14 protein-coding genes and 1 other RNA gene are annotated in these 19,198 nt (G+C 60.7%); 10 read left to right on the top strand and 5 right to left on the bottom strand.

The window, feature by feature from the left end:
- Position 1: 1 nt before the first annotated feature.
- Complete coding sequence (locus BMOU_RS00665) at positions 2-667, top strand: regulatory protein RecX (RefSeq protein ID WP_034873800.1); 666 nt, start codon at positions 2-4, stop codon at positions 665-667.
- Here the strand turns inward: BMOU_RS00665 and rnpB are convergent.
- Positions 661-1,018, bottom strand: an RNA gene (rnpB, locus tag BMOU_RS10655) — RNase P RNA component class A. The genes BMOU_RS00665 and rnpB overlap by 7 nt on opposite strands.
- A 177-nt stretch (positions 1,019-1,195) precedes the next feature.
- Here rnpB and hpf point away from each other — a divergent pair.
- From hpf to trpD, 3 genes are all read left to right on the top strand, one after another.
- Positions 1,196-1,852 (top strand): ribosome hibernation-promoting factor, HPF/YfiA family, encoded by a 657-nt coding sequence (hpf, locus tag BMOU_RS00660; protein WP_034873799.1) that lies wholly within the window; start codon positions 1,196-1,198, stop codon positions 1,850-1,852.
- A 191-nt stretch (positions 1,853-2,043) separates the two neighbouring features.
- Entirely contained in the window at positions 2,044-4,920 is a 2,877-nt protein-coding gene (gene secA / locus BMOU_RS00655) for a preprotein translocase subunit SecA (RefSeq protein WP_034874402.1), read from the top strand.
- A 241-nt stretch (positions 4,921-5,161) separates the two neighbouring features.
- Complete coding sequence (trpD, locus tag BMOU_RS00650; RefSeq protein WP_034873798.1) at positions 5,162-6,214, top strand: anthranilate phosphoribosyltransferase; 1,053 nt, start codon at positions 5,162-5,164, stop codon at positions 6,212-6,214.
- 18 nt (positions 6,215-6,232) lie between these two features.
- On the opposite strand, the gene BMOU_RS00645 is transcribed toward trpD, so the two are convergent.
- Positions 6,233-6,787, bottom strand: a complete 555-nt coding sequence (locus tag BMOU_RS00645) for a hypothetical protein (protein WP_034873797.1) — start codon at positions 6,785-6,787, stop codon at positions 6,233-6,235.
- A 51-nt stretch (positions 6,788-6,838) separates the two neighbouring features.
- Here BMOU_RS00645 and BMOU_RS00640 point away from each other — a divergent pair, with 51 nt between their 5' ends.
- Entirely contained in the window at positions 6,839-7,534 is a 696-nt protein-coding gene (locus BMOU_RS00640) for a lysophospholipid acyltransferase family protein (protein WP_034873796.1), read from the top strand.
- Positions 7,535-7,575: 41 nt separating this feature from the next.
- Here BMOU_RS00640 and BMOU_RS00635 read toward each other — a convergent pair whose 3' ends face one another.
- Together BMOU_RS00635 and BMOU_RS00630 are read right to left on the bottom strand one after the other, a co-directional pair.
- Positions 7,576-9,750, bottom strand: a complete 2,175-nt coding sequence (locus BMOU_RS00635) for a Stk1 family PASTA domain-containing Ser/Thr kinase (protein WP_034873793.1) — start codon at positions 9,748-9,750, stop codon at positions 7,576-7,578.
- 119 nt (positions 9,751-9,869) lie between these two features.
- Positions 9,870-10,949 carry a polyprenyl synthetase family protein gene (locus tag BMOU_RS00630; RefSeq protein WP_034873791.1) on the bottom strand — a complete coding sequence of 360 codons (1,080 nt, stop codon included), beginning with the start codon at positions 10,947-10,949 and terminating at the stop codon, positions 9,870-9,872.
- 393 nt (positions 10,950-11,342) lie between these two features.
- On the opposite strand from BMOU_RS00630, the gene BMOU_RS00625 reads away from it, so the two are divergent.
- The 4 genes from BMOU_RS00625 to BMOU_RS00610 all read left to right on the top strand — a co-directional run bounded on the left by BMOU_RS00625 (position 11,343) and on the right by BMOU_RS00610 (position 17,112).
- Complete coding sequence (locus BMOU_RS00625; RefSeq protein ID WP_235143625.1) at positions 11,343-11,882, top strand: DUF4192 domain-containing protein; 540 nt, start codon at positions 11,343-11,345, stop codon at positions 11,880-11,882.
- Positions 11,883-12,028: 146 nt separating this feature from the next.
- Positions 12,029-13,414 (top strand): RNA polymerase sigma factor, encoded by a 1,386-nt coding sequence (locus tag BMOU_RS00620; protein WP_034873790.1) that lies wholly within the window; start codon positions 12,029-12,031, stop codon positions 13,412-13,414.
- 97 nt (positions 13,415-13,511) lie between these two features.
- Positions 13,512-15,725, top strand: coding sequence for a DNA gyrase/topoisomerase IV subunit B (locus tag BMOU_RS00615; RefSeq protein ID WP_034873789.1), 2,214 nt, complete (start codon positions 13,512-13,514; stop codon positions 15,723-15,725).
- 157 nt (positions 15,726-15,882) lie between these two features.
- A complete protein-coding gene (locus BMOU_RS00610) occupies positions 15,883-17,112 on the top strand; it encodes an MFS transporter (protein WP_034873788.1) in 1,230 nt (409 codons plus the stop codon).
- Here the strand turns inward: BMOU_RS00610 and BMOU_RS00605 are convergent.
- The gene (locus BMOU_RS00605; RefSeq protein WP_051428838.1) at positions 17,100-18,506 is read right to left on the bottom strand and encodes a DUF4153 domain-containing protein; all 1,407 of its coding nucleotides are present in this window, start codon (positions 18,504-18,506) and stop codon (positions 17,100-17,102) included. The two genes, BMOU_RS00610 and BMOU_RS00605, sit on opposite strands and share 13 nt — an antisense overlap.
- 314 nt (positions 18,507-18,820) lie before the next feature.
- On the opposite strand from BMOU_RS00605, the gene BMOU_RS00600 reads away from it, so the two are divergent.
- Positions 18,821-19,198 carry a DUF2975 domain-containing protein gene (locus BMOU_RS00600; RefSeq protein ID WP_235143624.1) on the top strand — a complete coding sequence of 126 codons (378 nt, stop codon included), beginning with the start codon at positions 18,821-18,823 and terminating at the stop codon, positions 19,196-19,198.

Here is a 19,198-nt window from a genome sequence, read left to right as displayed (position 1 = left end):
CATGATTAGCGCCGAACTATTCCTGAAGGGGCGGGGTCTTCAGCCGGCCCAGGCCACGCATGAGGATTCCTCCTCGGGTCGAGAGCCGAAGGCTGTCGGACACGGTCGCTTTCGGAATCGATGCGACGCGCCGACGACATCCATGCGCGTGTCGCGTCGGCATGTCGCGGGCGAGCGGTCCGACACGCGTCAGGATCCCTCTGATCTTGGCGCGTGTCGCGAGGCCGCGTTGCGTTTGCTGGATGCGGCTCCTCGATCGTCAGGGGCTCTGCGGGAGCGTCTTCTGGGCAAGGGCTATATGCCCGATGTGATTGATGACGTCATCGAGCGTCTGACCCAAGTGCAGCTTCTCGATGATGACGCCTACGCGCGGTCCGCGGTGCGCTATTGCGCCGCCCGGCTTATGGGGCGCAGGGGAGCGGTGGCGGAGCTTACCCGTAAAGGCGTGGACCGTACATTGGCGCAACGGGTGTGTGCTGAAGCTGATTCCCAGGGCGTATTCGATGACGCCGCGTGGGAGTTGGGTCGGCGTACCGCGCGCAAGACCGTCGGCATGGATCCCGCGGTACGAAGGCGCCGGTTCTGGAGCGCCGGGGGAAGGAAGGGGCATAACCCTGCAATTCTGAGGGAAATCGCGCAGGAACTGTTCGCGGAAGAAAGGGATTGAGACCTCTTATACCCCGGGTTCTGTCGTGCCATAAGGCACGGATGGCCATCCATCTCGACCTGACGTTGCCGTCAGGCTCCAGCAGCCTACCCGAAGGCATCGGGCGAGCAGCCCTCAAACGCCTTCTGCTTGGCCTTGCTCCCGATGAGGCTTGCCATGCGACCGACTGTTACCAGCGGCCCGGTGGTCTCTTACGCCACCGTTTCACCCTTACCGGTCCGAAAACCGGCGGTCTGTTCTCTGTTGCGCTATCTCTCAGGTCACCCTGGGCGGACGTTATCCGCCATCGTGCTCTGTGGAGCCCGGAAGTTCCTCAATCATCTACATGATCGCGGCCATCAAGAGGTCTCAAACGCACCATAATAGCAACAGGCATGACGAAAAGGAAATCAGAAAAATATCGCTTTTCTTATAGTGGTATTCCGTGAAATCCGCATGATTGCGGCTACAATAAAACTACCCGAGCGGCGGAGAAGCCGTTTGGTCCACATATAGCGGGTGACACCGCTTGAGTCTAGGGAGGTCCACATGGAAATCGTCGTTACCGGACGTCATACGCAGATCAAGCAAAGGTTCCGTGACGTTGTCGAAAGCAAGATGAATCGTGTGACCGCTATCGCTCCGGATGCGCAGCGCGTGCAGATCGTACTGTCGCACGAAGGCAACCCACGTCAGGCCGATACCGCCAAGCGCGTGGAAATCACCGTCATCGCAGGCCGTACCGTAGTGCGTGCCGAGGCTTCCAGCGCCGACGAGTTCAGCGCACTGGACATGGCCCTCGACAAGCTGACCCTGCGTCTGCGTCGCACCCGCGATCGCCGTAAGGATCACCGTCGTGGCTACACCAACCCGGTCCCGGTCGACATGGGTGTGGTTGAGCCGGAGCCGGCTGTGGAGCCGGCTGAGGAGCCGAACAACAGCCCGGCCGATGCCGTGGCCACGGATCTTGGTCCTGGCGAATCCGTTGAGGTCCAGGTTGGCGATACTCCTATCGTCATCCGCCGCAAGCTGCATGTCGCCGAGCCGATGACCATCGACGAGGCTCTGTACGAGATGGAACTGATCGGGCACGACTTCTTCCTGTTCGTGAACAAGGAGACCGGTCGCCCGTCCGTCGTCTACCACCGTCACGGCTGGAGCTACGGCGTCTTCGAGATCGACACCCCGGAGAATGTCAAGAAGTGATGTTCAACATTCGGTGAAGGCGATCGCCGAATCCGAGTATTGATAGGGATCCGCACCTCATCGTGCGGATCCTTTTTTCATGCCGAAACGTCATGTGCAGAAATGCCGTAAAATGGATGATGTTTTTCCAAAAAACGGTGCGATACGACTAATCTCACCTAAGGAAGCACGCATACACCAAGGGAGTGATTGTGGTAGATATCGTTGACAAAGCCCTGCGCATGGGCGAAGGCCGACAGATCAAGAAGCTCGAGAACGTTGCCAAGGCGACCAACGCGCTGGAAGACGAGATCGCGGCCCTCAATGACGAGGAACTCAAGGACCAGACCGCCAAGTTCAAGGAACGCATCGACAACGGCGAATCCCTCGACAAGATCATGCCGGAAGCCTTCGCCACCGTGCGTGAGGCCTCCAAGCGCACGCTCGGACTGCGCCATTTCGATGTGCAGCTGATGGGCGGCGCCGCCCTGCATTGGGGCAACATCGCCGAAATGAAGACCGGCGAAGGCAAGACCCTTGTCGCCACGCTGCCGGCATATCTGAACGCCTTGGAAGGCAAGGGCGTCCATGTCGTCACCGTCAATGATTATCTGGCCAGCTACCAGGCCGAACTGATGGGTCGCGTCTATCGATTCCTCGGCATGAGCACCGGCTGCATCATCACCGATCAGAAGCCGCCGGAACGTCGCAAGCAGTACAACGCCGACATCACCTACGGCACCAACAACGAATTCGGTTTCGACTACCTGCGTGACAACATGTCCTGGGAGAAGTCCGATCTGGTGCAGCGCGGCCATCACTTCGCCATCGTCGACGAGGTCGACTCCATCCTCATCGACGAGGCCCGTACCCCGCTGATCATCTCCGGCCCGGCCGAAGGCGACGTGACCCGTTGGTACCGCCAGTTCGCGCGTCTGGTCCCCAAGCTCACCCGCGACGAGGACTACGAGGTCGACGAGAAGAAGAAGGTCGTCGGCATCCTCGATCCAGGCATCACCAAGGTCGAGGACTATCTCGGCATCGACAACCTGTATGAGCCGAACAACACCGCCCTGATCGGCTACCTGAACAATGCCATCAAGGCCAAGGAGCTCTTCCTGCGTGACCGTGACTACGTCGTCACCGGCGGCGAGGTGCTCATCGTCGACGAACACACCGGTCGTATCCTGCCGGGCCGTCGCTACAACGAGGGACTGCACCAGGCCATCGAGGCCAAGGAAGGCGTGGAGGTCAAGGCGGAGAACCAGACCTTCGCCACCATCACCCTGCAGAACTACTTCCGTATGTACGACAAGCTGTCGGGCATGACCGGCACCGCGGAGACCGAAGCCGCCGAATTCATGGGCACCTATAAGCTTGGCGTGCTTCCGATCCCGACCAACAAGCCGATGATCCGCGAGGATCAGGACGATCTGATTTTCCGCACCAAGAAGGAAAAGCTCGCCGCCATCGTGCGCGATGTCGCCAAGCGCCATAAGCAGGGACAGCCGGTCCTGCTGGGCACCGCATCCGTGGAATCCTCCGAAATCGTCTCTTCGCTGCTTGACGTGGCCAAGATCCCGCATCAGGTTCTGAACGCGAAGCAGCACGACAAGGAAGCCGCCGTCGTGGCCGTCGCCGGCCGCAAGGGCGCCGTCACCGTGGCCACCAACATGGCCGGCCGTGGTACCGACATCATGCTCGGCGGCAACGTTGAGTTCCTCGCCGACGCCAAACTCAAGTCCGAAGGCTACTCGCCGGACGACACCCCGGAAGAGTACGAGAAGCGCTGGCCGGGCACCTTGGCCGAAATCAAGGAGCAGGTCAAGGACGAACATGAAGAGGTCGTCGACCTCGGCGGTCTGTATGTGCTGGGCACCGAACGCCACGAATCCCGCCGAATCGACAACCAGCTGCGTGGCCGTTCCGGCCGTCAGGGCGATCCGGGCGAATCCCGCTTCTACCTGTCGCTCGAAGACGATCTGATGCGCCTGTTCAACACCCAGCTGGTGGCCCGCGTCATGGCCAAGGGCATGCCGGAAGGCGAGCCGATCGAAGCCAAGAGCGTCTCCAAGGGCGTGCGCACCGCGCAGAAGGCCGTGGAATCACGTAACTTCGAAATCCGCAAGAACGTGCTCAAGTACGACGACGTGATGAACAAGCAGCGTACCGTGATCTACGCCGAACGTCAGGCGGTGCTCAAGGGCGAGGATATCCACGACGATATCCTGCGCTTCATCGACGATACCGTGACGAGCTACATCAAGGGCGCCAACAAGGGTTCCGACAAGCCGAAGGATTGGGATTGGGAAGGCCTGTTCAAGGCGCTCGCCTCCGTGTACCCGATTGCGGTGGAACAGGAAACCGCCAAGGATGCCGTCTCCAAACTCAAGGGTGACAAGGCCGCCAAGGCGCTCAGTGATCTCATCGTCGCCGATGCCAAGGACCAGTATCTCGACATCGAGGAGAGGGTCGGCGAAGAAGGCCTGCGCCAGCTTGAACGTCGTGTGGTGCTTGCCGTGCTCGACCGCAAGTGGCGCGAGCACCTCTACGAAATGGACTATCTCAAGGACGGCATCGGCCTGCGCGGCATGGGCCAGCGTGACCCCCTGGTCGAATACCAGCGCGAAGGCTACCAGATGTACAACTCCATGATCGAGGCCATCAAGGAGGAGTCCATCCAGCTGCTGTTCCACGTGGACATCGAACGCGTGGCCACCACTGAGGACACCGAAACCGAATCCGACGAGGACGAGGCCGTAAACGCGGCGGAAGCCGTGATGGGTCTTGAAGGCGAGGCTGAGCCTACCGGTCAGTCCGCTCCCGCCGAACCGGAGACCGATGACGAATCCGAAAAGGCCATCATCGACGAGCTCGCCGAAGAGAAGAAGGCCGAACCGGGCATCGTCGGCATGCAGCCGATCAGCCATGCCGAGGGCAAGGTCCCGGCCAACAAGCGCCCGAAGAGCGAGGAGCTGCACTCCCCGTGGGCCGATGGCCGTACCTTCCCCGGAACCGGCAAGAACGCCCAGTGCCCGTGCGGTTCCGGTCGCAAATACAAGATGTGCCACGGCCAGAACGAGAAGTGACTGATGGCGGGCGCATCCTGAACGGATGTGCGAGGCCTTGAGCCGGGGAATCCCACTGGTCTAATGGAGCTCCCGCTGGTGCGGGCCGTCGGATATGCAGCCGACGGCCCGCACCAGCGGGAGTTTTTTGCACCGCTTTGTTCGTGATATGGACGAGGGGCGGTACGGAAATCCGGAATCGATAGAATTGGCGGCGTTACGTACACCACATACGGCGTGCCGAAACGCCAGGGAGGGCATCATGGCCGAAATCACATGGAAGTCGATCCTCACCAAGCTGGTCGGAGGGGACCATCTGAGCGCGGAGGAGTCCGAGTGGTTCGTTGATGACCTGATGAACGGCAACGCCGATCCGGCCGCCGTGGGTGCCGTTTTGGCCACCCAGCAGCAACTGGGCCTGACCACGGACGAGGTGCGCGGCGCGGCCAAGGCCATGGTCAATCATGCCATTGCGCTGGATATCGATGGTGAGACCACCGACATCGTCGGTACCGGCGGTGACGGTGCCGCCACCGTGAATCTGTCCTCCATGGGTGCAGTGGTGGCTGCGGCCGCCGGCGTGAAGGTCGTCAAGCATGGCAATCGTGCAGCCTCCTCGAAATGCGGTACGGCCGACTGCTTCGAAGCGTTGGGTCTGCCGCTTGACCTGACTCCCGAACAGGTCGCCGAAGTCGGCAACGAATGCGGCATCGCGTTCGCGTTCGCTCGTACCTTCCACCCGGCCATGCGCTTTGTGGGGCCTGTGCGTGCCGCTTTGGGCGTGCCTTGCGTATTCAACGTGCTCGGCCCGCTGACCAATCCGGCGTCTCCGAAGCATATGGCCGTTGGTTGCGCCAATCGTGCGATGAGCCCGGTCATGGCCGCCGTCTATGCGGCCAACGGGCAGACCGGCATGGTCTACACCTCCAGTGAGGGGCTTGACGAGATGGCTCCGACCGGCCCGGTGTCCGTTTGGGAATTCAAGGACGGCAAGGTCACCGAAACCGAATTCGATCCGACCGTGGAGCTCGGACTCGCCAAGGTGAGCGTCGAAGACCTCAAGGGCGGCGAACCGGAGCTGAATGCCCGTCTCGCCCGTGACTTCTTCGCAGGCAAGGATGTGCCGTTCCGCACCACCGCCCTGCTGAACGCGGCATCCGCCATCGTGGCCGATGGCCATCTGGTACCGGCCGATGCCAGCCTGACCGAACGCTTCAAGGTGGCTTATGACATCGCCGAGAAGACGGTCGATTCCGGCAAGGCCGAGGCTCTGCTCGACAAGTGGATCGCCGTCGCCCGTTCCAAGAAGGCCTGAACCGCCCTCCTGAACCATCTATACGCGCGCACCGTCATCAAAAGGGTCGGTGCGCGTCTGCGCATGCCCCTTGTGCTGGGCGATCAGGCCAGCGGCGCCGACCAGCGCGCACACGCCGAAGATCGAGCCCAGAACCGTGGCCAATGCGGGCATGAACACCGAGCCGATGATGCCCGCCACACCGGCGACCAGCAGCACCCAGAACACCAGCTTTGATGGTTTGACATGACCGATCTTCGGGTTCGGCGGCACGAAATCGTCGCCATAGCGATCCATGACGTCATCCGTGTCAAGCCAGCTGGAGCCGGCGAAATCGCGTGGGCCTCGGCCTCGCGGGACGTCGTCGGTGAACGTGCCCTGGTCAAGATCGTTGATGGACAGCAGCGCCTCCTTCTCGCGGCGCCGTGCGTGCTTCTCGAAGCGTTTGGCGCTGCGCGACTGTTCCACGGCCTTCAGATCGTCGGCATGGGATTGGGTGAATTCGGCCCAAGCGGCGTCAAGGTCGTCGGCGCCATCATTCGACGTGGCGTTTGGGCGTTCTTCGTCGGCATTGCTATTGTTGAGGTCAGTCATACCTATAACTTTAATCAAGCGGAGGCCAATCCGCTGGGAGGATCGTGAAGAATGCTCTACTGGTTTTTTGTGAAAGGCCTGGGACCGATCGCCATCCATCGTCTGGGGCCGACCGCCAAGGGGCTTGAGCATATTCCGCACGAAGGTGGCGCCATCATCGCAGCCAACCATCTTGCCGTCATCGATGACGCGCTCCTGCCATTGACCAGTCCACGCATGATTCACTTCATGGGCAAGGCCGAGTATTTCGAAGGCAAAGGCATCAAAGGCAGATTCAAGAAGTGGTGGTTCACTTCCGTCGGCGTGTTCCCCGTGGACCGTTCCGGCGGTTCCAAGTCGCTCGGCGCGTTGAACCATGCACGCGAGATTCTTGAGGACGGCCACCTGTTCGGCATCCATATCGAAGGCACGCGCAGCCCGGACGGTCGCCTGTACAAGGGGCACACCGGCGCCGCACGCCTGGCATACGAGACCGGCTGCCCTATCGTTCCGACCGCCATCATCGGCTCACGCGAGTTGCAGGTGCCCGGTCAGGTCATTCCAGGCAAAGGCAAGACCACGGTGATTTACGGTAAGCCGATCGAGGTGGAAAGGAAGCCTGCCGACCAGATCACCCATGACGATCTGCGTTCGCTGACCGACCGCGTGACCATGGAAATCCAGAGGATGAGCGGGCAGGAATACGTGGACGAGTATGCGCAGAAGGTCAAGGAGCAGCTCAAAGCCACGGCCAAGGAAGAGGACTGATTCCTTTCGGGTTCCCGCTTGAGGGAACCCGAAAGACGACTCTAGAACAGCGATGAGTACATTTTCAAGGTGACGGTGGTCGGAGTGCCGTCCTCCTGGCGCAGGCGGACCTCGGTGCCGCCGACCGGATCCTGCGAGGCCACTTTCTTGTCCTGATCGGAATCCAAGGTCAACTGTGAACTGATCTTCACGCTGAAGCCCAGCTTTTCCAACGCGCTCTTCGCCTCGGACGCCTTCTGGCCCACATAGTTCGGCAGGGTCATCGTTTCCGGGCCCTTCGAAACGACCACATCCACCTTGTCTCCCCAGTGCAGGGCGTCTCCGGACTTGGCGGAGGCCGAAATCACCTGCCCCTGCGGGATCTTGTCATCGAACTGCTCGGTCCAGTTCACGGTGAGTTTGAGCTCACCCAGCGCCTGTTGCGCCTCATCCTGCGTCTTGCCGACGATATCCGGCATGGTCACCGGCTTCGGGCCCTGCGACAGGGTGACGGTGATCTTCGTGTTATGCGGCAACGTCGTGCCCGGGTCAACGCTGATGCTCAGCAATGCGCCCTGCGGCACATCCAGCGAATAATCATCATCGGAGGCGGCGGTCTGTTCGATGTCGTCGAAACCGGCCTTTTTCAGCGCATTGATCGGATCCTTGCCATCCGCGCTGGTCGCATCGAGAATGTCGGCGGGAACGGTCGCCTGCCGCACTCCTTTGGAAATGACGACCTTCACCTTCTGACCGTTTCTTTTGCTGACATGATCGAGTACGTTCGCCGGATCGGTGGAGATGATGTTGCCTTCGCCGATGGTGTCGCTGTAGGCCTTGCTGGTCGAATACGGGATGTTGGCGACTTTCAGCAGCCGCTCGTATTCGCTCCACGAGGTATCGGTGATGCGGCATGTCTGCCCGGTCGCGCATTGGGTCCCCGCAGGAGTCGGCATGGTCCAGTAGCTGCCGGGGCCGCGGTAATACCACCATGCCCAACCGCCGCCGATGCCGCCGATCACCAGCAGCGCCGCGACGGTGGCTGCGATGAGAGGCTTGCGCGATCTGTTGCGACGTGCTTCGGCTCCGCCTTGGTCGCCATCGTTACCTGACACAGGCATCCCGACGAATGCCTGTGTGGGACCGCCGCTGTTTGCGCCCGTTCCGATCACCTGCGTGGCGTCGGATCCGGTTCCTTGCCGCGGAGCGCCATCCTGCAGGAACGCCAGCGACGGCGGCAGTTGCGTGGTGGCATCCGCCGACATGACGGTGGTCTTCGTCGGAGGCGCAGGCGGCCCGGGAATCGGCGAGACCATGGGCGCAGTGGCATCATCGGAACTGGGCGCATCGGTGGAGGACGGCAGACGGTACTGCCAATCCTCGATCGAAAGTTCGGACTGCAGCCGCTGCAACTCCTGCAGGGCGACGGTGGCGTCGGCGGGTCGCGCGTCGACGGCGCGGGCGGTGATATGCGTTATGAACGCGGCCACAGCCGCGTTGATGCCAGGGCATTTCGTGGCCACGGACGGTACATCCTCGTGCACGTGCTTGAACACAAGCGTCACCGGATTATCCGCGGTGAATGGTACCTCGCCGGTAAGCATCTCCCAGGCCATGATGCCGACGGAATACGGGTCGCCTTGCGCGGTGGCCTGGTTGTTCTCGATCATCTCCGGTGCAAGATAGGCCGCTGTGCCGAGCAGCATGCCGGTCGAAGACAGCGTTGCCTGCGAGGCGGCCTTCGCCAGGCCGAAATCGGTGATCTGTACGTGGCCACGGTCATTGAGCAGAATATTCTCCGGTTTGATGTCGCGATGCACCACGCCGGCACGATGGGCCGCGGCAAGGCCATCGAGCGTCTCGCCCACGATACGCAATGTCTCACGCACGCTGAACGTGCCTTGTTGGTTCATCTCGTACCGCAGGTTCACGCCATGCACGTACTCCATGACGAGATAATCCAGACCATTGAATTCACCCGTGTCATACACCTGCACGATATGGGGGTTCGCAATGGCGGCCGCCGACTTGGCCTCGCGGCGGAATCGCTGTACGAACTGATCGCGATGGGGGCCCTGCGCCAACTGGGTGTGCATGATCTTGATGGCGACGGTGCGCTCCAGACGCTCGTCCATGGCCTGATACACCGTGGCCATGCCGCCTTCGGCGATTTTGCTGACGACCCGATAGCGGCCTTCGATGATCTGCCCTTCGGGTGCGTGTGAAGCTTCACTCATGGTTGATCCGTATGGTTCCTTCTGAAAATCTCACGACAAGCGATATCCTCACCTCAGTCTACAAGCAGGTTTTCGCGTATTCTGCAACGAGAGCATGGGGGGAGTGTTGCCAGCCGCGGCTAGGCGACGATCGGTACGAACCGTGCGCAGGCCATGGCCAGCAGTTCCTTGCGGTCATCCGACACGTCCAATGTGTCGATGACGCTCTTCGAGGCATTCCACAAATCATGGATCCGATCATGGGAACGTTCGATGGCGCCTGTCGATGCGAACAGCGTGATGGCCTGCCTCACCTGCTCCTCGGAGCGCGATGGCGCCTCCCATATGTCGATGAGCTCCGCGCGTTCCGTCGCATTGGCGCCGCTGAGGGCGTCGGCCAGCAGTACGGTGCGTTTGCCTTCGCGAATGTCGCCGCCGACCGGCTTGCCGGTGTTGTGGCTCGAGCCGACCACGTCCAGCAGATCGTCCGCAAGCTGGAACGCCAGGCCCAACGGCAGGCCGATCGCCATGGCATGGTCGCGGGCGGTTGCGGCATCCGACCCCGCCGCGAGCATACCGAACTCCAATGGGGCGATGGTGGTGTAGCTGGCGGTCTTCCAACGAAACACGTTCAAGGAGGCGTCGACCAGCCCCTCGGGGTCGTTCAGCGGATTCAACTCCACGGCGAGATCCAGCACCTGCCCGATCTCCACCTCGCGATGCATGGTCAGGAACGCGCCGACCACGTCATCGCAATGGGACAGGCGACGTGCCGCACGGTTGGCGATATCCACGCTGGACGTCGCGAGCATATCACCCAACATGATGCCCAGGCCGTGTCCGATCGCGTCGCTATGCGTGCCGCAGGCCAATGCCCGGTGCGCGGAAGGCTTGCCACGACGAAGATCCGAATCATCGATGATGTCATCATGCACCAGGGCGCCGGTCTGAAACACCTCGACCGCACAAGCCAAATCCAGCACCGCATCAAAATCGGCCGCCACGGCGGCATCGTCGGCGAACGTGCGGAAGGAATCCAATGTCAGCAGCGCGCGCAGCCTTTTGCCACCCTCACTGGAAACGACCGCCTGGCGGGCCACCGCATCGGCGACGCCTTTGCAGGAGGGCGCCACCGCATCATCGGCATGCGGTGTGACGAAATCCTTCACCAATTCGACAATGCGGGACTCGATCTGTTCCAAATCCGTGGAGCTACTCATACCTCTCAGTTATCCACAGCCTTTCGACAAGAGCGAATCTTAGTATTCGCAACGTTTGTCGCACATAAAACACGTTACGAAACGCCGAAGGGCCCATCCTCCGACCACAGGGGAGGGAAAGGACGGATGGAAGCCACGCAATGCGGCATAGTGCCTTCCATGGGCCTGCCAAAGCCCGAATCCGGAACGACCGAGGAGGTTCATGACATGGGTGGCATATGCAATGGCGATGATGGAGGGAAGTGCAAAGGTGGCTATGAATATGACCTGCGCTCGCGAATACAGGAGCCGCGATCGTCGGAAGCGGGCGTCGGCGAACGCCTCATGTCGTTTTCCGAACGGGAGTTGGACGACACCGGCCGTCTGCTCCGTGAGCGCTGCCGAGAAGGGGGTATGTGCGACGCCATACGCGCATATCTGCAGAATCCGCTCGACCACTGGATGGATGCGTTGCGGTGTGGGGAAGGTCTTGGCCGGACGGATATGGCCGCGTTTGCGGTCGGCATGAACCGGACCCTGGCCATTCGTGATGCCCTGTTGATTTCAATCATCCTCGATGAGGAACGCTGCCCGCGGGAGTTCCTGCTTGATTTCGCCTCGCGACCCATGCTGCCGCGCAATGCTCGACGTCTGGAGAAATTGCTCAGCGAATCGTTCCATGACGCCGCCGCCCATCCTGATATGAAGCGTTGCAGCCGCGGCATCGGCACGCTGTTCGACATCATCGAGGCGGTGCCGGAGTCCTATCACGTGCAGCCGCTGGCGGTAATCGGTTACGTTCTGTGGTGGCTGGGCGACGATCGCGCCATGTTGTGTGCGATGCGCGCGCTCGCGATCGACGAGGGATGTTCGCTGGCAGCGATAGTCTGTTCGGCCGTGCACCGGCATGTCGGACCGGCGTGGATCGGCGAAACCACAGGCGACACACCGTAAGTCGGATGATTGGCGCGTGAGGACTTCGCCGATTGGGGAATAATCGTCCTTGGAGGATGGTTTACTCACATAGTTGACGATTTGCCCTTGCCAGAAGTGGGCCCATATGGTATGTGCTTCCGGCAGGATCATGCAGGAGGATAAGTTTGGCCACTAAGGAAACGATGGCAAGCACTGAACAGGCTGATCTGACCGATAAGACCACCTCCACGAAGAAAGCCGCCTCGCGCAAGGCCTCCACCAAGAAGACCGCCGCCAAGAAGGCCACGGCTACGAAGACCCCACGTAAGACCACCGCGAAGAAGAAGGCCCCCGCCAAGAAACAGGAGGAGCCGATCGAGGACGAGGACACCCTTGGCGACGAGGATGATCAGGTCGATGAGTCCGATCTCGACGATTTCGACGAGGACCTTGACGACGTCGATGCGGACGACGATGAGTCCGATCTCGACGAGGATGGGGAATCCGAACCGGAGGACGACGAGGATGAGGACGAAGAGGAACGCAAGAAGCCTGAGGAGCCCAAGGAAAAGGGCGCTTTTGTCGTACGGGATGATGATGACGACGACAATCTGACGCCGTCCGGCAACCCGAAGCGTCGTGTGGTGGCTGCCGGCGCCACCGCCGATCCGGTCAAGGACTATCTGAAGCAGATCGGTCGCGTAAGCCTGCTGAACGCGGAACAGGAAGTCGACCTGTCCGAACGTATCGAGGCAGGCCTGTACGCCCAGCACCTGTTGGATACCGAGGCAGGTCAGATGGACTTCAAGCGCAGGCGCGAGCTCAAGTGGGCGGCGAACGACGGCAAGAAGGCCAAGGACCATCTGCTGGAGGCCAACCTTCGACTGGTGGTGTCGCTCGCCAAGCGTTACACCGGCCGCGGCATGCTGTTCCTCGATTTGATTCAGGAAGGCAATCTGGGTCTAATCCGCGCCGTCGAGAAGTTCGATTGGAAGAAGGGCTTCAAGTTCTCCACCTACGCGACGTGGTGGATTCGTCAGGCCATCACCCGAGCCATGGCCGATCAGGCCCGTACCATCCGTGTGCCTGTGCACATGGTCGAGGTCATCAACAAGCTGTCCCGCGTGCAACGTCAGATGCTGCAGGATCTGGGCCGTGAACCTACGCCGGACGAACTGGCGCGTGAACTCGATATGCCTGTCGAGAAGGTGCAGGAAGTCCAGAAGTACGGTCGTGAACCGATTTCGCTGCATACCCCGCTGGGCGAGGACGGCGATTCCGAGTTCGGCGATCTGATCGAGGATACCGATGCCATCGCGCCGTCCGATGCGGTCGCCTTCTCGTTGCTACAGGAACAGTTCAAGCAGGTGCTTGAGACCCTGTCCCCGCGTGAGGCCGGCGTCATCAAGATGCGCTACGGCTTGGAGGACGGCCAGCCGAAGACCCTGGACGATATCGGTCGTGTATACGGCGTGACCCGTGAACGTATTCGTCAGATCGAATCCAAGACCATGTCGAAGCTGCGCCACCCGTCCCGTTCGCAGACGCTGCGCGACTTCCTGGATCAGTGACGAACGGAAAAACGTATGAACGAAGTCGAGAGATCCGCCACGAAGGCGAATTTCTCGACTTCTCTCGTGTGGCCGACACAACGGCGGAATGAGGAACATGGCCAAGGAAAATTACGGTGCAGGCAGCCTAACCGTGCTGGAAGGTCTGGACGCGGTACGCAAGCGTCCGGGCATGTACATCGGCACGACCGACAGTCAGGGTCTGATGCACTGTCTGTGGGAGATCATCGACAATTCCGTCGATGAGGCCCTTGCCGGCGCCTGCGACCATATCGTCGTGACGTTGCATTCCGATGGCTCCATCGAAGTCGCCGACAACGGCCGAGGCATTCCCGTCGACGTGGAGCCGAAGACCAAGCTTACCGGTGTGGAGGTGGTGCTCACCAAGCTTCACGCCGGCGCGAAGTTCGGTAATTCCTCCTACGGCGCCTCCGGCGGTTTGCATGGCGTGGGTTCCTCGGTGGTCAATGCCCTGAGCTCCCGACTCGACGTCGAAGTGGATCGTGACGGCAAAACGCACCACATGTCGTTCCATCAGGGACATCCCGGTGTGTACACTGACGCGGATCCGGAACATCCGTCTCCCGATGCACCATTCAAGCGCACCCGTAAGAACCGTCCGACCGAACTGGAGATCATCGGCAAGGTCAGCCCGAAGACCACTGGCACCCGTATCCGCTACTGGGCCGATCCGGAAATCTTCAACGACACCGCCGAATTCAGCTACGAGCAGCTCATCGACCGTGTACGCCAGACCAGCTTTCTGGTGCCGGGACTGAAGATCACCGTCATCGACGAGAACATTCCCGAAACCGGCGACGAATCCGTCGATGCAATGGTGGAAGTCGATGCACCGGCTGACGAAACCACGCAGGCCGACGGCAACACGGGCGACGCGCAACCGGCACAACCGCGCTACAGCCATGCGCGTGTCGAGGAATTCCTCCATAACGGTGGCGTGAAGGATTTCGTCGACTTCCTCTCCAAAGGCGAGTCGGTCTCCGACATCTGGCGCATCACCGGCGAAGACACCTACGTCGAGGAGACCCAAGCCGTGGGCGAGGGCGGCGAACTGCACGCGCAGAAGGTCACCCGCGACTGCGCTGTCGATATCGCCATGCGTTGGACCAATGGATACGACACCACCCTGCGCAGCTTCGTGAACGTGGTCGAGACCCCCGGCGGCGGCATGCATGTGGACGGCTTCCTGCAAGGCATCACCAAGCAGATTCGTAAGGCCGTGGAAGACAACGCGCGCAAGCTCAAGGTGAATCTCAAGGATTCCAACATGAAGGTCGAGCGTGACGACATCATGGCCGGTCTTGTGGCCGTGGTGACCGTGCGCATCGCCGAACCCCAGTTCCAGGGCCAGACCAAGGACGTGCTGGGCACTGCGCAGGTCAAGCCGATCGTCACCCGTATGACCGACAGGCAGTTCGGCGAGATGATCACCGGCTCCAAACGTGGCTACAAGGAGCAGTCCGGCCGCGTACTCGAAAAGATCGTCGGTGAGATGCACGCCCGCATTCAGGCACGTAAGACCAAGGAGGTCACCCGCCGTAAGAACGCACTCGAATCCGCTTCGATGCCGCCGAAACTGTCCGATTGCCAACCGGGCAACGATGATGTGGCCGAACTGTTCATCGTCGAGGGCGATTCCGCATTGGGCACCGCCAAAGCCGCCCGAAACTCCGGTTTCCAGGCGTTGCTGCCGATTCGAGGCAAGATCCTCAACGTGCAGAAGGCCTCGTTGGCGCAGATGCTGTCGAACAAGGAATGCGCGGCCATCATCCAGGTGGTCGGCGCGGGTTCCGGGGCCAGTTTCGATATCGAGCAGGCGCGTTACGACAAAATCATCATGATGACCGATGCCGATGTCGACGGCGCGCACATCCGTATTCTGCTGCTCACGCTGTTCTATCGGTACATGCGTCCGCTTATAGAGCACGGTCACGTGTACGCGGCGGTGCCGCCACTGCACCGCATCGCCCTGACCGGTTCGCATAAGGGCGAATTCATCTACACCTATTCCGATGACGAGCTGGCCGGCAAGCTTGCCGAACTTGACGGTAGGCACATCGGCTACAACGATGACATTCAGCGTTACAAGGGCCTGGGTGAGATGGATGCCGACCAGCTTGCCGACACCACCATGGACCCGCGTACGCGCATGCTGCGCCGTATCCGCATGGAGGACGCCGAGCAGGCCAGCGAGATCTTCAGTCTGCTTATGGGCGATGACGTGCCGCCACGCAAGGCGTTCATCGTTGAGAACGCCGACGATTTCGACCGTTCCAAGATCGATACCTGATCGTCATTGTCTGGCTCCACCGCATCGTGTGCGCCGGTGGAAACTGAAATTTCCGCGAACGATAATGAAACCCGCTGGTTACCGATTGGTAGATAGATGTGTCTAGAATACTGGGTGAGAAAACACATCGTAACCATATGCGCCAAAGGAGACGGGATTGGTCAACCTCCTGCTTGCCGTGATCTACGTGGCCTTCATCAGCCTTGGCCTTCCTGATGCCGTACTTGGTGCCGCATGGCCCACCATGAGCGCCGATCTGGGTGCTCCCGTGTCATGGGCCGGCGGCATCTCCATGGTCATTTCGGCCGGCACCATCGTCTCCGCATTGATGTCGGACCGTATGACCTTGCGTTTCGGTGCCGGCAAGGTCACCGCCGTGTCGGTGGCGTTGACCGCATTCGCCCTGTTCGGATTCTCCATCGCACCAAGCTACTGGGTGCTGATCCTGTTCGCCATTCCGTACGGCCTCGGTGCCGGCGGCGTGGACGCGGCCCTGAACAACTACGTGGCCATCCACTACGAGAGCCATCATATGAGCTGGCTGCACGCCATGTGGGGCATCGGTGCGCTGACGGGCCCATACATCATGGGCTATGCGTTGAGCGCGGGCCAAGGCTGGGCATGGGGGTACCGTTACATCTCCATCCTGCAGATCATCCTGACCGCCATACTGATCTTCAGCCTGCCACTGTGGAAAAAACGAGTTTCTCAGCCGCAAACCATGGAAACGGAATCCTCGGCAGGCGTTCCCGAGCGATCCGCCGCCGAAGGGCCTGCCCAGGAGCCGTCCCGCAAGCCGCTCGGCGTTCGAGGCGTACTCGCCATCCGCGGCGCTCGTGAGATTCTCATCATGTTCTTCTGCTATTGCGCGCTCGAACAGACCGCCATGCTGTGGGCCAGCAGCTACATGGCTCTTGGCAAGGGCATCGACAAGACCACGGCGGCCATGTGGGCCAGTCTGTTTTGCATTGGCATCACCGTCGGCCGTCTGCTGAGCGGCTTCGTCACCATGAAATTCGACGATCCGACCATGATCCGCATGGGGCAGGCCCTGGTATTGCTCGGCATTGTGGTCATGCTTCTGCCGTTGCCGCAGAACCTCGGCACCATTGTCGGCCTGATGGTCGTCGGGCTCGGCTGCGCGCCGATCTATCCATGCGTCATTCACTCCACGCCGACGTACTTCGGGGAAGACAAGTCACAGGCCATCGTCGGCATGCAGATGGCCTGCGCCTATGTCGGGTCGATGTGCATGCCACCGGTGTTCGGCCTGATCGCGCAGCATGTCACCATCTCCCTGTTCCCATGGTATCTGGCCGTTTTCCTCGTACTCATGGTCATCATGCACGAATCCCTGCGTAGGAAGTGCGGCGGTCAGGGGATCTGAACCGATGAGGCCGCGTCGAAGCCATGGAACGCGTTGAAGGTCTCGCATACCCAGCCTGGATTGCTGAAGCCGAGCGCCACGTACCAGACGATGAACAGCACGACGAGCGTTGCGACCAACGGAAGACGATTCGCCTTCAGGCGGGCCAGGCACAACAGGATCGCGATCGCCAGCAGCGCGATGAACGTCATCGAGACATAGCGCAGCCAGGTCAGCCCGTATGCGTCGATATACAGTCCCAGACGAAGCGCCGCCGAAGCGAGCATGATGGCGGTCGCCGTCAGCAGTGCGATCAGCGATGCCGACAGCGGGCGTGTGCGCGGTGTGAACGTAAGCGCGACACCGAATATGGTCAGATTGATCGCCGTAACCGCCAGTAGTTGGAAGAAACCGCCGCGCGCGTATTCACTGTAGGTCAGGCCGTCGGGCAATGCGATCGAGCCGTCGGCGAACAATCCCGCGAACAGAAAACGGAACTGCACCGCGCAGAACAACGCGTATACGAGCAGCGTCGTCAGCAGCACCACGATGGTCGTGGTCGTGCTCAATGCGACGCGGCGCTCCGGAAGCGTGGACGCTGGCTTGCCGTCAAGTCCGATGAGCAGTGAGCTCAGGAACGGCCATGGCAGAAGAACGATCGCCGCGTGAAGGATGAATTCCGTCGGATCGATGATGTGTCCGAAGGTGCTCACCAGCTCGTATCGGAACACCTGGTCGGCACCGGTCAGCAGCGGAACGATCGCCAGCAGCAGGGGAATCGAAACAAGCAGGGCCACGCCGATTTCGCGGGCCTTCGAACGCTTTCCCGAGGCTGTGGCGAACCGGGCGAACATGATGGAAAACGGTTCGGAGAAACATTTCAGCTTCATGAACGGTTGCATGAACCAGCCGGTGAACCAGTTCCATGCGACTTGGAACGGATGCCGTACGTCATATCGGCCGTTGGCCAATTGGCAATGCAGCATCAGCAGGGCGGGCTGGGCCAATGCCGTGGTCATTGCGTACTCCAGATTGTCTGAGTATGCCCATGTCGTTGAGAACAGCATCTCCCATATGCCGAGGGCGATGACGCTTCCCGAGACCAGCCAGGCAAGCGGGCGTCTGCAGGCGGTCCGCCAATGCAGCGCGCTGATCGTGGCGGTGCATATCATCCAGAACGCCGGCATCGCGTAGCCCGACAGCCACGCCGGGGTGATGCTGCAGACCAGCCTGTCGAAGGCGAATGTGATCATCAACGCCGCGCATATGGTCATGATCGTGCGTTGGGCGATCGGACGGCCCGCCATCTCCTGCCGTCTGATCGCATGGTCCACCGCCGGCCTGCCATTCTGCGGGCCGGGTGCCGCCGGTCGGGAATCGGCCGTCGGTTGCGTCTGGGATTGGGATTCCGTCATGAGTGGCCTTTCGATGATGTTGCGTAGGATATCGTCACCATAACATATCGAAAAAACGATAGAAATATATCGATAGACTTACTTTCACAGGATTTGCATATCGACTCTCGATAGATTATTATCGATATTCAGAAATCTTGGGATAAGGAGATCCGCCATGTCGGACCGTTTGACATGCCATTATGGGGTGATCGGCGCGCTGCGTGTGCTGATCGTAATGTTCGCCGTATGCTGCCTGGGCCTGCAGGTGGGTCTGTTCGTGGTCGCGGACGACGTCGCGACCGCCTACCCCCCACGCCGATGCGTCGCATTGGATGTATGTGATTGGCGGCGTGCTGATGGTCGCATGTTTCGAGATCGCGCTGATCCCGTTATGGCGATTGCTGACTCTCGCCAGGCGGCGCGATGTGTTTTCCGGAGAGGCGGTGCGCTGGACGAACGGCATTCTTGCGTGCGCCGGGGCCGAGGCCGTGTTGGTGATCCTGCTGATGCTGGCCCAGATCTGGATGTCGCCTTCGATGCTTGTGGTCGAAGCGTTGGGCGTTGAACGGGATTCGGTGCGGTTCGTCATCTTGGGTGCATGCCTGGTCGCCTTGCTGCTGATCGCCGCGTTCGAGCTGTTGATGCTGGTGATGCGCTCGCTGCTGATGCAGGCCATCGAACAGCGTGATGAGTTGGCGGCGGTGATCTGA

Origin of the sequence: Bifidobacterium moukalabense DSM 27321, assembly GCF_000522505.1 — a bacterium.
In the GTDB taxonomy this organism is placed as follows: domain Bacteria; phylum Actinomycetota; class Actinomycetes; order Actinomycetales; family Bifidobacteriaceae; genus Bifidobacterium; species Bifidobacterium moukalabense.
Note: the sequence above shows the minus strand (reverse complement) of the source record. Positions and strands in the feature narration are given on the sequence as shown.